Source organism: Streptomyces sp. Act143 (assembly GCF_003143935.1).
In the GTDB taxonomy this organism is placed as follows: domain Bacteria; phylum Actinomycetota; class Actinomycetes; order Streptomycetales; family Streptomycetaceae; genus Streptomyces.
In genome coordinates, this window is record NZ_QFRX01000001.1 from 7,751,782 (window position 1) to 7,765,365 (window position 13,584).

At 72.8% G+C, this 13,584-nt stretch carries 14 protein-coding genes; 7 read left to right on the top strand and 7 right to left on the bottom strand.

The window, feature by feature from the left end:
* Window positions 1–52: 52 nt before the first annotated feature.
* From pelF to DI272_RS35395, 4 genes are read left to right on the top strand one after another with little or no spacing between them, the layout of a single operon-like run.
* Window positions 53–1,573, top strand: coding sequence for a GT4 family glycosyltransferase PelF (pelF, locus tag DI272_RS35380; protein WP_109499256.1), 1,521 nt, complete (start codon window positions 53–55; stop codon window positions 1,571–1,573).
* On the top strand, window positions 1,570–2,958 hold the full coding sequence (locus DI272_RS35385) for a hypothetical protein (protein ID WP_109499257.1): 1,389 nt from the start codon (window positions 1,570–1,572) through the stop codon (window positions 2,956–2,958). The genes pelF and DI272_RS35385 overlap by 4 nt, the downstream gene beginning before the upstream one ends.
* Entirely contained in the window at window positions 2,955–3,581 is a 627-nt protein-coding gene (locus tag DI272_RS35390) for a spherulation-specific family 4 protein (protein ID WP_109499258.1), read from the top strand. Before DI272_RS35385 ends, DI272_RS35390 begins: the two co-directional genes overlap by 4 nt.
* Window positions 3,578–4,354, top strand: coding sequence for an endo alpha-1,4 polygalactosaminidase (locus DI272_RS35395; protein WP_109499259.1), 777 nt, complete (start codon window positions 3,578–3,580; stop codon window positions 4,352–4,354). Before DI272_RS35390 ends, DI272_RS35395 begins: the two co-directional genes overlap by 4 nt.
* Here the strand turns inward: DI272_RS35395 and DI272_RS35400 are convergent.
* Entirely contained in the window at window positions 4,351–5,136 is a 786-nt protein-coding gene (locus DI272_RS35400) for an adenosylcobinamide-GDP ribazoletransferase (RefSeq protein ID WP_109499260.1), read from the bottom strand. The genes DI272_RS35395 and DI272_RS35400 overlap by 4 nt on opposite strands.
* A gap of 68 nt (window positions 5,137–5,204) precedes the next feature.
* On the opposite strand from DI272_RS35400, the gene DI272_RS35405 reads away from it, so the two are divergent.
* The gene (locus tag DI272_RS35405; protein ID WP_109499261.1) at window positions 5,205–5,969 is read left to right on the top strand and encodes a hypothetical protein; all 765 of its coding nucleotides are present in this window, start codon (window positions 5,205–5,207) and stop codon (window positions 5,967–5,969) included.
* On the opposite strand, the gene DI272_RS44745 is transcribed toward DI272_RS35405, so the two are convergent.
* The 3 genes from DI272_RS44745 to cobT form a co-directional block, all read right to left on the bottom strand.
* The gene (locus DI272_RS44745; protein WP_181387426.1) at window positions 5,909–6,607 is read right to left on the bottom strand and encodes a hypothetical protein; all 699 of its coding nucleotides are present in this window, start codon (window positions 6,605–6,607) and stop codon (window positions 5,909–5,911) included. The two genes, DI272_RS35405 and DI272_RS44745, sit on opposite strands and share 61 nt — an antisense overlap.
* Window positions 6,604–8,286 carry a phosphatidylglycerol lysyltransferase domain-containing protein gene (locus tag DI272_RS35415; RefSeq protein ID WP_109499262.1) on the bottom strand — a complete coding sequence of 561 codons (1,683 nt, stop codon included), beginning with the start codon at window positions 8,284–8,286 and terminating at the stop codon, window positions 6,604–6,606. The genes DI272_RS44745 and DI272_RS35415 overlap by 4 nt, the downstream gene beginning before the upstream one ends.
* A 79-nt stretch (window positions 8,287–8,365) precedes the next feature.
* A complete protein-coding gene (gene cobT / locus DI272_RS35420) occupies window positions 8,366–9,451 on the bottom strand; it encodes a nicotinate-nucleotide--dimethylbenzimidazole phosphoribosyltransferase (protein WP_109499263.1) in 1,086 nt (361 codons plus the stop codon).
* Window positions 9,452–9,588: 137 nt separating this feature from the next.
* On the opposite strand from cobT, the gene DI272_RS35425 reads away from it, so the two are divergent.
* A complete protein-coding gene (locus DI272_RS35425) occupies window positions 9,589–10,101 on the top strand; it encodes a methyltransferase domain-containing protein (RefSeq protein WP_109499264.1) in 513 nt (170 codons plus the stop codon).
* On the opposite strand, the gene DI272_RS35430 is transcribed toward DI272_RS35425, so the two are convergent.
* The gene (locus tag DI272_RS35430; protein WP_109499265.1) at window positions 10,090–11,292 is read right to left on the bottom strand and encodes a bifunctional adenosylcobinamide kinase/adenosylcobinamide-phosphate guanylyltransferase; all 1,203 of its coding nucleotides are present in this window, start codon (window positions 11,290–11,292) and stop codon (window positions 10,090–10,092) included. The genes DI272_RS35425 and DI272_RS35430 overlap by 12 nt on opposite strands.
* Window positions 11,293–11,470: 178 nt before the next feature.
* Between DI272_RS35430 and DI272_RS35435 the strand changes: the two genes are divergently transcribed.
* Window positions 11,471–11,683, top strand: coding sequence for a hypothetical protein (locus DI272_RS35435; protein WP_109501224.1), 213 nt, complete (start codon window positions 11,471–11,473; stop codon window positions 11,681–11,683).
* A 58-nt stretch (window positions 11,684–11,741) separates the two neighbouring features.
* Here the strand turns inward: DI272_RS35435 and DI272_RS35440 are convergent, their stop codons facing one another.
* Window positions 11,742–12,818, bottom strand: a complete 1,077-nt coding sequence (locus tag DI272_RS35440; RefSeq protein ID WP_109499266.1) for a S1C family serine protease — start codon at window positions 12,816–12,818, stop codon at window positions 11,742–11,744.
* Window positions 12,819–12,877: 59 nt separating this feature from the next.
* Entirely contained in the window at window positions 12,878–13,579 is a 702-nt protein-coding gene (locus DI272_RS35445; protein WP_109499267.1) for a bifunctional 2-polyprenyl-6-hydroxyphenol methylase/3-demethylubiquinol 3-O-methyltransferase UbiG, read from the bottom strand.
* Window positions 13,580–13,584: the final 5 nt, after the last annotated feature.

Sequence of the window (13,584 nt, forward strand, 5' to 3'; positions counted from 1 at the left end):
CCGGACGCAGCCCCCGCACATCATCCGCACAACAGGGGGGAACCGCGCCGCGATGCGCACGGGCCGTCACGTCACCATGCTCACCGAAGGCACCTATCCACATGTCCACGGCGGCGTCAGCACCTGGTGCGACCAGCTGGTCAAGGGCATGCCGGAGGTCGACTTCCACATCCTGTCGCTCACCGGCAGCGGCCGCGAACCCGTGACCTGGGAGCTGCCGCCCAACGTCTACCGGCACACCTCGGTGCCCACCTGGGGCCCGCGACCGGGCCGCAGGGCCGCCCCGTTCGGCAGGGCGAGGCGCCGCTTCCTCGACTCCTACGAACGCCTCCTGCTCTCCTTCCTCGCCCCGGACGCGGACTGCGACTTCGGCGAGGCGTTGTACGACCTGGCCCGGCTCGCCCGCGACGGACGGCTGTCGGCGGCCCTGCGCACGGAGTCCGCGCTGCGCTCACTGATGTGGATCTGGACGATGCCGCACCTCCCCACCGCCGCCGCCCGCCCCACGGTCCACGACGCCCTGACCGCCACCGACCTGCTGGAACACGCCCTGCGCCCGCTGGGCGTCCGCATCCCCGAGGACTCGGTGGCGCACGCGGTCAGCAACGGCCTCGCGACCCTGCCGGCCCTCGCCGCACACACCCTCGACGGTGTGCCGTTCCTCCTCACCGAGCACGGCATCTACCTCCGCGAGCGCTACCTCGGCTACCGCTCGGACGCCCAGCGCTGGCCGGTGAAGGCCTTCATGCTCGGCTTCTACCGGGAGCTCAACTCCCTCGGATACCGGGCCGCCGACCTGATCACCCCCTGCAACCAGTACAACCGCCGCTGGGAGGAGCGCGGCGGCGCCGACGCCGACAAGATCCGCACGGTCTACAACGGCGTCGACCCGGCCGCCTTCCCGCACGCGGGCCCCGAACCCGACGTCCCCACCCTCACCTGGTGCGGCCGCGTCGACCCCATCAAGGACCTGGAGACCCTGATCCGCTCCTACGCCATGGTCCGCGCCGAACTCCCGGAGACCAGGCTGCGGTTGTTCGGCCCGGTGCCCCCCGGCGGCGAGGACTACAAGACCCGCCTGGAGAAACTGGCCGCCGAACTCGGCGTCACCGACGGCCTCACCTTCGAGGGCCGCATCAGCGAGGTCTGGCGCGCCTACGCGGCCGGTCACGTGGTGATGCTCTCCTCCATCTCCGAGGGCTTCCCGTTCTCCATCATCGAGGCCATGTCCTGCGGCCGTACGACGGTGTCCACGGACGTCGGCGGCGTCCGCGAGGCCGTCGGCGACACGGGCATCGTGGTGCCCCCGCGCGAGCCGGAGAAGATGGCGGCGGCGGCCCTGACCCTGCTGAAGGACGACGAACGACGCCTGAAACTCGGCGTGTTGTGCCGGCAGCGGGTGATCGACCGCTTCACCCTGCGCCGCTCGGTGGACGCCTTCCGCACCATCTACCAGGAGCTCGCGGGCCTGCCCGAGGTCTACGAGCCCACGGTCGAGACCGTCGCCGACTGGACCGTCGAACTGCGCGACCCCTGGTACGCGGCGGTCGCGACGGACGGAACCGGCTGGTGAGCGGCTCGCTCCGGCTGCCCCCGGACGCCCGCCCGGACGCCTTCCCCGCCGTGCCCAGGCAACGGACCGCCCCCGGCTGGGCCGGCCCCGACCCCGTCGACGAACTCGCCGTCCGCCTCGACGACTTCGTGGCGGCGGCCGTCCACCCGGACGAGATCGCCGCGCTTCTGGAGTCCGACGGCATGTCGGACGACCAGATACGCGAGCGGTACGGCGTGAAGAACTCCTTCGCGCTGGCCGAGGAACTCTACGAACGCGTCGCCCGCCGCCATCCCGAGCCGGAGACCCCGCTCCACGACCCGTGGCGGGCAAGTCTGCCGGCCTGCCTCCTCCGGGGCGTGCTCTTCGCCCTCCCCGGCTTCGCCTACGTACTGGCCGCCGCAGCCCCGCTTCCCCTCCTGGCGAGCGCCCTGACCGGCTGGACCTGGAACCAGGGCCTGGCCCATCGGGCGTACACCTGGCTGGGCCTGGGGGACGAGAGGGCGGCCCGCAGGACCCTTCTTCTCGGAGCCCCGCTCGGCGCGGTGCTGGGCGCCCTGGTCGCCCTGCTGGTGTCGGGCGAGGCGGACGCGGCGACGGCCTTCGCGGCAGGCCAGTCCGTGTATCTGGGAGCATCGACGATCCTGCTGGTACGGGGCCGTGAACGAGCATTGCTGCTGGCCTTGTCGCCGATGGCGACGGCGGCGGTCCTGCCCCTGCTCCACCCCGTCCCGGACGCGGCGAGGCCCATCCTGCTGCTGGGCTCCCTGCTGGCGGTGACGATCCTGGCGCTGCTCGACGTCATGCCCCGGCGGCACGGGCCCAAGGGGCGCGGGGAACCGCGCGACCAGCCACAACCTGCCGACAGCCGAAAGGCGGCGACGGGCCCCCCGCTCATCTCGTCGTTTCCCTACGCCCTGTTCGGCTTGGCCACCGGCACCCTCGTCCTCCACGCCGCCCTGGAGGACAACCTCACCGCCATCGCCCTGACCCTCAGCATGGGCCCCGCCGAATGGCTCCTGTACCGATTCCGCAGCGCTGCCCTCACCGGCCTGCGGTCGAGCACCACCCCGACTGCCTTCCGGCGCACCACGACCCGCACCGTGCTGAAGGGCCTGACCGCCTACCTCCTCACCCTCCTCGCCCTGGCCGTCACCACCGGCGTCAGCCCGGCACCTCTGCTGATCCTGGGTGCGGTCCTGTGGACCGGCCTGCTGCTCCAGTCCTTCGGCGCGATCCTCGTGACGACAGTGATCTGCTGCACGGCGGCCCTGACCCAGACACTCGCCCTGCTCACCCACACAGGCAGCCCGCACTGGGTCACCCTGACCATCCAGGGCGCGGCGGCCGCGGCCCAAGCCGTCCTCGTCTGCGCCCTGCTGGGGAAAGCGACCGCCCACCGATGACGAACCTCCTGCTCCCGTACTACGAGCACCCGTCCGTCCGCCCCGCGGAATGGGAAGCGATCATCACGGCCGCGCCCCACCTCTACGCGGTCGTCCTCAACCCGGCCAGCGGCCCCGGCGACCAGCCCGACGAGGCCTTCGCCGAGGTCGCGGCAAGGCTGCGAACGGCGGGCGTACGGACCCTCGGCTACGTCGACACCGCCTACGCCCGCCGCCCCCACTCCGACGTCGTCCGCGACCTCGCCCGGCACCGCGACTGGTACGCCACGGACGGCGCCTTCCTCGACCAAGTGGCCACAGGAGAAGCCGAGTTCACGTACTACCGCCGGCTCGCGACAGCCGTCCGGGGCCCCCTCGCCCTGAACCACGGAACCGCGCCGCACCCCTCCTACGCCCGCATCGCCGACGTCCTGGTGACCTTCGAGGGCCCCTGGAAGTCGTACCTCCACCTCGGCCCGCCGACGTGGCAGGGCAGCAGGGACGTACGCGTCTGCCATCTGGTGTACGGCGTCCCGCGTGGCGCGGATCTCCCGGAGTACGGGGCGGACCTGTGCTGCGGGGTGCCGGGCATGGGCGATCATCCTTGGGGTACGTTGCCCCACACTCTGGAGCCCGCTCCGTGAAACGCCTCCTCTGGCTGTTCCCCCTGTTCCTCCTCGCCGCCTGCACCACGGCCCAGGACGGAAAGCCGGACCCCCGCTGGCAGCCGGCCCCCGGCCTGGCCTGGCAGTGGCAGCTGAGCGGCCGGACGATCGACACCTCCGTCGACGTCCCGGTCTACGACATCGACGGCTTCGACCAGCCCGCAGCGACCGTGACCGCCCTGCACCGCAAGGACCGCAAGGTGATCTGCTACCTCTCCACCGGCGCCTGGGAGGACTGGCGGCCCGACGCGAAGAGGTTCCCCGGGTCGGTGCTCGGCCGCGGCAACGGCTGGGAGGGCGAACGCTGGCTGGACATCCGGCAGGTCGACGTCCTCGAACCGCTGATGGCGGCCCGTGTCGACATGTGCCGGGACAAGGGCTTCGACGCGGTGGAGCCGGACAACATGGACGGCTACAAGAACCGCACGGGATTCGACCTCAAGGCGTCCGACCAGCTCCGCTACAACCGTCTGATCGCGAAGCTCGCCCACGACCGGGGCATGGCGGTGGGCCTGAAGAACGACCTGGACCAGATCCCGCAGCTGGTGGACGACTTCGACTTCGCGGTCAACGAGCAGTGCGCCCAGTACGACGAGTGCCGGGCCAACACGCCCTTCATCAAGGCGGGCAAGGCCGTGTTCCACGTGGAGTACGAGCTGCCGACGAGCGCCTTCTGCGCCGAGTCCCGCAGGCTGAAGCTGAGCTCGATGGCGAAGAAGTACGAGCTGGGGGTGTGGCGGCGCCCCTGTTAGACGCCGAAGGTCAGGACGACCAGCGCCGTCGTCGCCGCGGTCTCCGCGAGCCCGCCGAACACGTCCCCGGTGATCCCGCCGAACCGGCGCGTGCAGTGCCGCAGCAGCAGCTCGGATGCGGCCAGGGCGACGACGACGGCGACGACGGCGACGACAGGCCCGTGGCCCCCCACCAGCAGCCCGCTCCCGACCGCCGCCACCAGCACCGCCGCGACGGCCCCGGCCGCGCCCCCCGCCGGCACCACCCCCGCCACCGCCGCCCCCAGCCCCTCCGGCCGGGCGGCCGGCACTCCCGCGCGGGCGGCCAGGGTCAGCGCGAGCCGCGCGACCACGGCCGCGACGACGGCCGCCACCGCACCCCGGGCCCACGAGTCGTCGTAGGCCCGTGCCAGCGCGGCCACCTGGCCGAGCAGGACGAGGACCAGCGTGATGACCCCGAACGGCCCGATGTCCGACTGCTTCATGATCCGCAGGGCGTCCTCGGCGGGCTTGCCGCTGCCGAGGCCGTCGGCGGTGTCGGCGAGGCCGTCGAGGTGCAGGCCCCGGGTCAGCACGGCCGGCACCGCGGCGGAGCCGACCGCGGCGAGCAGCGCACCCGAGCCCAGCCACAGCAGCGCGAGCCCGACCGCCGCCGCGAGCCCGCCGATCACCACACCCACCAGCGGGGCGCACAGCATGCCGCCGCGCGCCGCCACCCGGTCCCAGCGGCTCACCCGGACGGGGAGCACACTCAGGGTGCCGAAGGCGAAGCGGAGGCCGTGGAGCTGCGGGGACGTGGACACGCCCGGAAGAGTAGCCCGGTCGCCGTAGCCGCCGAGCAGCCCACCCCGTCCGGCCGGAAACTGGACCCATGGGCCACTGGCTGCACCGCAACATCGTCGAACCCGGCAAGCTGCCGCTGCTCCTGGCCCTGACCGCGTTCGTCGTCACCTTCCTCGTCACCCGGGTCATCACCCGCCTCATCCGCGCGGGCAAGGGCCCCTTCGGCAACATCAGCTCCGGCGGAGTGCACATCCACCACGTGGTGCCCGGCGTCATCCTGACGGTCCTCGGCGGCTTCGGGGCGGTCGCCAGCGGGCGGCACGGCTTCGGGTCGGCGGTCCTCGCGGTGGTCTTCGGCGTCGGCGCCGGTCTGGTGCTGGACGAGTTCGCGCTGATCCTGCACCTGGACGACGTCTACTGGACGGAGCAGGGAAGAAAGAGCGTCGAGGTCGTCGTGCTCACGGCGGCCCTGGTCGGCCTGGTGCTCTCGGGGTTCTCGCCGTTCGGGGTCAACGACATGACCCAGGAGGAGCTCAAGGACCGCGGGAGCGTCATCACGACCGTCCTGGTCAACTTCCTCTTCGCGCTGGCCGTGCTCCTCAAGGGCAAGACCCGGATGGCGATCTTCAGCGTGGTCGTGCCGTTCCTCGGCGTCATCGGCCTCGTCCGGCTGGCCCGCCCCGGCTCGCCCTGGGCCCGCCGCCTCTACCGCCGCCGCCCTCGCGCCCGCGCCAAGGCCACCCTGCGCGCCTACCGTCACGACCGCCGCTGGTCCGGCCCCCGCCGCCGCTTTCAGGACCTGATCGGCGGCAAGCCCGACCCGGACCCCGCCCCCGACCCTGTCCGCCGGTGACGCAGGGCCGACACCGCGCACAGAGCCAGCACCGCGGCGATCGCCGCCAGATGCTCCTTGCCCGCGAGGTTGTCCTTCAGCAGCACCTCGACCACCATCGCGACGATCACCACGCCCGCGGTGACGTACGCCCGGTAGCGCCACCCCAGGAACACCGCCAGCCCCACCACGGCCGCCGACGGACCGGTGTCGACGACCAGGGAGTCGGAGGCGGGCAGGCCGAGCGGGCTGTCGGGGCCCAGCCAGATGCCCACGCGCGCGTACAACGTGCCGGCGAGCGTGGCGACGTACGCGATGACGAGCGTGCGCCACCAGCCCAGACAGATCTCCGCGATGCCGAAGACCAGCAGGATCTGGCCGAGGGCGCCCCAGACGGGCAGGTCGAGGGCGGGGACGAACAGCGACAGGGGCGTGCGCAGCAGGGCCGGCCACAGCGGGTCCTCGGCGCGTACGGCCCCCACGTCCTCGACGAACCGGAAGCCCCAGGACTGGTTGTGCACGACATGCAGCACCGCCGTCAGGCACACCACCCCGATCGTCATCGGGGCCGCCCGCCATCGCCGCCGCACCAGCGGCCCGCGGACGGCGATGTACAGCGGGCCCCATTCGGCACGGGCCCAGCGGGCGAGTGTCGTCATCCCTGTTTCCCCCAGTGCGTCCGGTGCAGCCCCGGCAGCTCCAGGAAGCCCTCCGCGCGCGCCGAGGCGAGCCCGATGCGCGGCAGGTCCGCGCTCTTCTCGAAGAGCAGGAACCGCGGCTCCCAGATGGGCCGGTACTTGGCGTTGGCGCGGTACAGGGATTCGATCTGCCACCAGCGCGAGAAGAAGCTGAGCAGCGACCTCCACAGCCGCAGCACCGGTCCCGCACCGAGCCGTCCACCACGTTCGAAGACCGACCGGAACATCGCGAAGTTGAGCGAGACCTGCGTGATCCCGATCTCGTGGGCCCGCCGCAGCAGATCGATCACCATGAACTCGACCAGCCCGTTGTCGGAGTCCCGGTCCCGCCGCATGAGATCGAGCGACAGCCCGTGCGGCCCCCACGGCACGAACGACAGCAGCGCCCTCGACTCGCCCCTGGCGTCCGTGCATTCCAGCATCACGCAGCGCCCGTCCCGCGCGTCCCCGAGCCGCCCCAGCGCCATGCTGAACCCGCGCTCGGTGGCCCCGTCCCGCCAGTCGTCGGCACGCTGCACCAGCGTGGCCATCTCCGCGGCCGGGATCTCCTCGTGCCGCCGGATGCGCACCGCGTACCCGGCCCGCCGCACCCGGTTGTACGCCTGCCGCACGGTCCGCATGGCCCGCCCCTCAAGGGTGAACTCGGCGACCTCCACCAGCGCCTCGTCCCCGAGTTCCAGCGCGTCGAGCCCGTGCCGCGCGTACACGGTCCCCGCCTCCTCGCCCGCCCCCATCACGGCCGGGATCCACCCGTGCGCCCGGGCCTCGGCGAGCCACGGTTCGATGGCGCCGGGCCATGCCTCGGGGTCGCCGAGCGGATCACCGGACGCCAGCGAGACACCTCCCACGACGCGATAGGCGACGGCGGCCTTCCCGCTCGGCGACCAGACGACGCTCTTCTCCCGGCGCAGCGCGAAGTAGCCCAGCGAGTCCCGCTCGCCGTGCCGGTCGAGCAGCTCCCGCAGCCGCTTCTCGTCGTCGTCGGTGAGCGGGTCGACGGCCCGGCGGGAGCGGAAGGCGGCATAGAGGACGGCGAGGAGCAGGACCGTGCTGAGCCCGTTGACGGTGACGTCGACCCAGTTGGGCGTGGCGATGCCGGGGGAGCGGAAGTCGGCGATGGAGACCAGGCGCAGGGTGCCGTAGCGCCAGCACGCGGCGAAGGTGGAGTGCCGCTGGTTGGTCACGTCCACCAGCAGCGCCGCGAGCAGGGAGGAGACGAGCAGCCCGCCCGCGCCGACGGCCGCGGCCAGCTTCGGGTTGGCCCGGTCGCCCTTGGCGTAGAACTCCCGCCGGCCGAGCACCAGCGTGCCCACGAAGGCGGCGGTCAGCCCCAGCGACATCCAGTTCTGCGGGTGCCGCCGGATCTCCGGGAACACCATGGCGAACGCCAGCAGCGCGAGGAACGCCCCGCTCAGGCCGAGGTTGAGCAGCCATGCGGCGCGTTTGCGGCGCCGCATGGTGATCGCCAGGAACGCCGTGAAGACCCCGGAGGCGAAGCCGGCGGTCAGCAGGTACGGCGTGAACAGATCCTCCTGGTTGTGCCGCCGCACGTCCTGCCCCGGGGACACCCACACCGCACTGAGGAAGTTGACGAACGCGACGAGCCGGAGGTACCAGACGGCGAATCGGGCGTATCCCATGAGAGGGGATCAAACCATTCCTCCGCCGTGACGACGCTCAACCACGACGGCGCAGCCCGGCGCTGCCGAACCGGCCGGACTAGTCCTCCTCCTTCTCCTCCTCCTGCTCCTCCACGACGGACGGCTTCTCGGGGAGCTCGGCCGCCAACGCCGCCGCGGCCTGCACCAGCGGCAGGGCAAGCAGCCCCCCGGCGCCCTCTCCCACCCGCACCCCGTGGTCGAGCAGCGGCTCAAGGGCCATCCGGTCCAGCGCCTTCGCCTGCCCCGGCTCCCCGGAGTCGTGCGCGGCCAGCCACCAGTCGGGCGCCCGGAACGCGATCCGCTGCCCGACCAGCGCGCAGGCGGCCACGACCACGCCGTCCAGCACCACCGGCAGCTTGCGCACCGCGGCCTGGAGCAGGAACCCGGTGATCGCGGCGAGGTCGGCGCCGCCCACGGTCGCCAGGAGCTGGAGCTGATCGCCCAGCACCGGCCGGGCCCGCCGCAGCGCGTCCCGGATCGCCGTGCACTTGCGCATCCACGCCAGGTCGTCGATCGCGAGCCCGCCGCGCCCGGTCACCACCGAGGCGTCGGTCCCGCACAGCGCGGCGATGAGCACGCCCGCCGCCGTGGTCCCGCCGACGCTCACATCGCCGAGCACCACCAGATCCGTACCGGAGTCGGCCTCCTCGTCGGCCACCGCGATCCCGGCCCGGAACGCGGCCTCCGCCTCGTCCGGGGTCAGCGCGTCCTCGACGTCGATACGCCCGCTGCCGCGCCGCACCCGATACCGGACGACGTCCTCCGGCAGCGACTCCGGGTCGGTGTCCAGGGCCATGTCGACGACCCGCACCGGCACCCCGAGCCGCCGCGCGAGCACCGACACCGGCCGCCCGCCCTCCAGCACCTCGCGCACCAACTCCGCGGCGCTGCCCGCCTTTCGGGCCGAGACGCCGAGCTCGGCGATGCCGTGGTCACCGGCGAAGAGAACCACCCGCGGCCGTTCGACCGGCCGCACCGGCACGGCGGACTGCGCCGCGGCCAGCCACTCACCCAGGTCGTCGAGGCGGCCCAGCGATCCGGGCGGCACGATCTGGCGCTCGCGACGCGCCTCGGCGTCGCGGCGCACCCCGCCGTCGGGGCGCTCGATCAGATCGGAGAAGTCGTCGAGATTAAGCGAGCTCATTCGCCGAACAGTACCGGCACCGGTCGAACAGAGCGCCGCCACAGGGGCACCACGCGCATCGCACGTCGTTGCTCCCAAGATCGAGATCCCTTACGTTCCGTTTTGCAGCGGATTGTCATACGTCTCAGGGAGCCTCCATGAAACGCCTGCGCGCCCGTCTCTCGGACCTCGACCGCAGACGGCGCCACCGCTCCACGGCCCGCGCGATGCTGCGCCTCGACCCCGAACCGGAGAGCTGGCTGGACGTCGGCACGGGCGACGCGCACTTCCCGGCCACGGCCAAGGAGTTGTTCCCCTACACCTCCTTCGACGGCCTCGACACGACCACCGCCGTCCTCGTGGCCCGCGAGGCGGAGCGCGTGGAGGAGGCGCACCTCGGCAACCCCGCCTCCCCGCACCTCGCCAAGGTCCTGACGGCCCGTTACGACGTGATCAGCGTCCTGCACCCCACCGATGACCTCGGCCCGGTCCTGACGTTCCTCCGCCCGGGCGGCCACGTACTGGTGGAGACGGCGGAACCCGCCGACGCCCTGCGCACCGCACTCGAAGCGAGCGGCTGCACGGTCCTCCCGGCCGGCCGTCACCCCGCCCTCGACCGCCTGTCCAGGACGACCCGCGTCATCGCCCGCCGGGCGCCCTCACCCGCGTAGCACCAGCGCCTGCCCCGCCACCACCAGCAGCACGTGCTCGCACTCCGCGGCGAACGCCGCGTTCAGCCGCCCGAGTTCGTCCCGGTACCGCCGCCCGGACGCGGTGGCGGGCACGATCCCCGACCCCACCTCGTTCGACACGGCGACGACGGTCCGCCGGGTCGCCCGCACCGCGTCCGTCAGCTCCCGCACCCGCTTGCGCAGCGCCCGCTCCCCGCCACCGGCCCACTCCGCGTCGTCCCACGCCCCGACGGCGTCCATCGCGTCCGTCAGCCACAGCGACAGACAGTCGATCAGCAGCGGCGGCCCCTCGCCGGCGAGCAGCGGCACCAGGTCGCAGGTCTCCGCCGTGCGCCAGGACCCCGGCCGCCGCTCCCGGTGCGCGGAGACCCGGGCCGCCCACTCGCCGTCCCCGTTGCGCGTCCCGCCCGTGGCCACGTACAGCACCTCGGGGAAGGCCTCCAGGCGCCGCTCGGCCTCCACCGACTTCCCCGACCGCGCCCCGCCCAGCACCAAGGTGCGCCGCGGCACGTCCGGTACGTCCTCATAGGCGCCGACGGCCAGCGTCGTCCCGTCGGGCACGGCCCGCGCGCCCGCCGCCGCGAGCCGGCGCCGCAACTCCGCGCCCGGCGGCACGTCGTGGTCCAGATGCACGGCGACGACATCGGTGGTCGGCCCCACCGCCCCGACCGCCCGCAGCCTGGACAGCACGTCCGGCCGCCCCACGACATCGGCGAGGACCATGTCGTAGACGTCCTCCGGGTTCTCCTCCAGCCCCGCCGGAGCCCCGCCCGGCGGCAGATACAGCAGCCGCTGCCCGTCCGGCCCGGTCACCGCGTACCCGGTGCCGGGCGCGTCCAGCGCCACCGCCCGCACCCGGTGCCCCGTCAGCAGCGCCAACTCCCGCCCGTCCGGCACCCGCCCCGGCTGCGGCAGTCCCGCCGGCACCTCCACGGCCGGCCCGTCGTGCGGATGCGACAGCAGCACCTGCCGCACGCCACCCAGCGAGTGCCCGGCCCGGGCTGCGGCGAACGCGACGCCGGGCGTCAGGTCCAGCATGAGCGCCCCGTCGATCAGCAGCGCGGTGGCTGCACGGGCGTCGGGGCCGAGGGACACCGCGCAGGCGGCGCAAGGGCAGCCGGGGCGGGGGAGCCCGGAGGGAGCGCCGGTACCAAGGAGAGTCAGTTCCACGAGTAGATTTTCGCCGGTCACTGCTGATCTTGCGCGCGCTGGATGCCGTCAAGGGGGCGCGGGGAAGCATGAGATGTGCGGTTACCGTCGCGTGGGCGCGACCGGCCACACGCAACCCGCACCCGACCGACTACCGTATGTTGATCACGGTCCAACCCAGCGGAGCGAGGTGGCGTACATGGCGGCATGGACGTGGCGATTCGAGAAGGCCGACGGGACGGAGGTCCAACCGGCGGTGACGCCTGAGGAGTTCACCACCCAGGGCGACGCCGAGTCCTGGGTCGGCGAGTTCTGGAAGGACCTCCTCGAAGGCGGTGCGGACCAGGTGTACCTCTACGAGGACGGCACGAAGATCTACGGCCCGATGAGCCTGCACGCCGAGGAGGCGTAACCCCCGCGACCCCGCGGAGAGGGGCGGCCGGGGTTTCCGGCCGCCCCTTCTCACTGCCTCACTGCTCGCCCAGCGTCACGTCCGCCGTCTTCCCGGCGCCGTCCCTCGTGTAGGTCACCGTCACCTTGTCGCCCGGCGACTCCGACGCCAGCGCCTCCGACAGGGACGTGATCGTGGTGATGCCGGTGTCGCCGAGCTTGGTGATGATGTCCCCGGCCTCGATGCCGGCCTTGTCGGCCGCCCCGCCGCTCTTGACGTCGACGACCGCGACCCCGGCGGGCCGGAAGCTGTCGTCGACGACCGTGCGGCCGGTGATGCCGAGCGCGGCCCGGCCCGAGTCGGTGACCTTGCCGTTCTCGATGATCTGGTCGGCGACCGTCTTCACCATCGACGAGGGGATCGCGAACCCGATCCCGGGCGCCGCGCTGTCCCCGAGGTTGGGGTCGGTCGCCGCGAGCGTGGGGATGCCGATGACCTGACCGTCGAGATCGACCAGGGCGCCACCGCTGTTGCCGGGGTTGATGGCCGCGGACGTCTGCACCATGTTGGCGATGGTGGCCCCCGTACCGCCGCCCGCACGGCCCTCCGTGACGGTCCGTCCGGTCGCCGAGACGATGCCCTGCGTCACGCTGGACGACAGCCCGAGCGGTGAGCCCATCGCCAGCACGATCTGGCCGACCTCGACCTTCGAGGAGTCCCCGAACGTCGCCGCCTCCAGCCCGTCCGGCACCTTGTCCAGCTTGATGACGGCGAGGTCCTGCTCCGGGTAGGCGTACACGAGCTTCGCCGTCAGGGTGTTCTCGCTGTTTGCGGTCGTCACCCGGAAGGTCTTCTCGTCGCCGACGACATGGGCGTTGGTGACGATGTGTCCCTTGTCGTCGTACACGACCCCCGAGCCGAGATCGCTGGAGGCCTGGATCTGCACGACCGACGGCAGGACCTCCTTGATGACCTTCTTGTAGTCGTCCTGGAGATCGCTGTTCACAGCAGCGGCGGCAGCGGCGGCCTGGGTGGTCGACTCCTGCCGGTCGCCGGAGGAACCGGAGTCGGAACAGCCGGACAGCAGCGCGACGGAACACGCGAACGCGGCGACTGGCACGGCGAGACGAAGGGCACGGTGGCGGAAAGCGTCCATGCCCCGAGTCTCACTTCAGGGTGAATGACCGGCTTGCGGAGTGCACCCGAACGGGCGCCTCAGCCCCGCACGCCGCACAGATGCAGCAGCGCCGCGACCGCCCGGTACGGGTCGGTCCGCCCGGCCCGCTCCTCGGCCGCCAGCAGCGACTCGACGTCGGCCGGGATCTCCGCCCCGTCCACCGCGGTGTCCGTGAAGACCCGTACGCCGTACCAGGCCTGGAGCGGTGCCCCGATCCCGGCGAGCGTCGCGGTGAGCGCGGCGAGCCGGTCGGCGCGGACGTCCAGCCCCAGCCGGTTCCGGTACGCGACCGTGTCGAAGGAGTCGAGCGCCCCCGCCCAGTCACCGGACAGCCCCGGCCGCATGGCCAGCGCGTCGGCGTTGCGCACCAGCAGCGACAGCAGCCCGCCCGGTGCGAGCATCCGCGCCAGCCCCGCCAGCAGGGCGTCCGGCTCCTCCACGTACATCAGCACGCCATGGCAGAGCACCACGTCGAAGCTGCCGGGCAGGAAGTGCACCCCGGTGTCCCGGCCGTCGCTCTGGAGCAGCCGCACCCGTTCCCGGATGCCCTCCGGCTCACCGGCCAGCGCCTCCCGGGCGGCGGCGAGCATCGTCGGGTCCTTCTCGACGCCGGTCACCTGGTGCCCGGCCCGGGCCAGCCGCAGCGCCTGCGTGCCCTGGCCCATGCCCACGTCGAGCACCCGCAGCCGCTGCCCGACCGGGTAACGCCCGGCTATCTGCTCGTCGAGCTGCCGGGCCACCAGCT

Excerpts from the sequence above, each read along its gene's own strand:
- pelF (WP_109499256.1), top strand. The coding sequence starts at position 53 with ATGCGCACGGGCCGTCACGTCACCATGCTCACCGAAGGCACCTATCCA.
- DI272_RS35390 (WP_109499258.1), top strand. The coding sequence starts at position 2,955 with ATGACGAACCTCCTGCTCCCGTACTACGAGCACCCGTCCGTCCGCCCC.
- DI272_RS35405 (WP_109499261.1), top strand. The coding sequence starts at position 5,205 with ATGGGCCACTGGCTGCACCGCAACATCGTCGAACCCGGCAAGCTGCCG.
- DI272_RS44745 (WP_181387426.1), bottom strand. The coding sequence starts at position 6,607 with ATGACGACACTCGCCCGCTGGGCCCGTGCCGAATGGGGCCCGCTGTAC.
- DI272_RS35415 (WP_109499262.1), bottom strand. The coding sequence starts at position 8,286 with ATGGGATACGCCCGATTCGCCGTCTGGTACCTCCGGCTCGTCGCGTTC.
- cobT (WP_109499263.1), bottom strand. The coding sequence starts at position 9,451 with ATGAGCTCGCTTAATCTCGACGACTTCTCCGATCTGATCGAGCGCCCC.
- DI272_RS35425 (WP_109499264.1), top strand. The coding sequence starts at position 9,589 with ATGAAACGCCTGCGCGCCCGTCTCTCGGACCTCGACCGCAGACGGCGC.
- DI272_RS35435 (WP_109501224.1), top strand. The coding sequence starts at position 11,471 with ATGGCGGCATGGACGTGGCGATTCGAGAAGGCCGACGGGACGGAGGTC.
- DI272_RS35440 (WP_109499266.1), bottom strand. The coding sequence starts at position 12,818 with ATGGACGCTTTCCGCCACCGTGCCCTTCGTCTCGCCGTGCCAGTCGCC.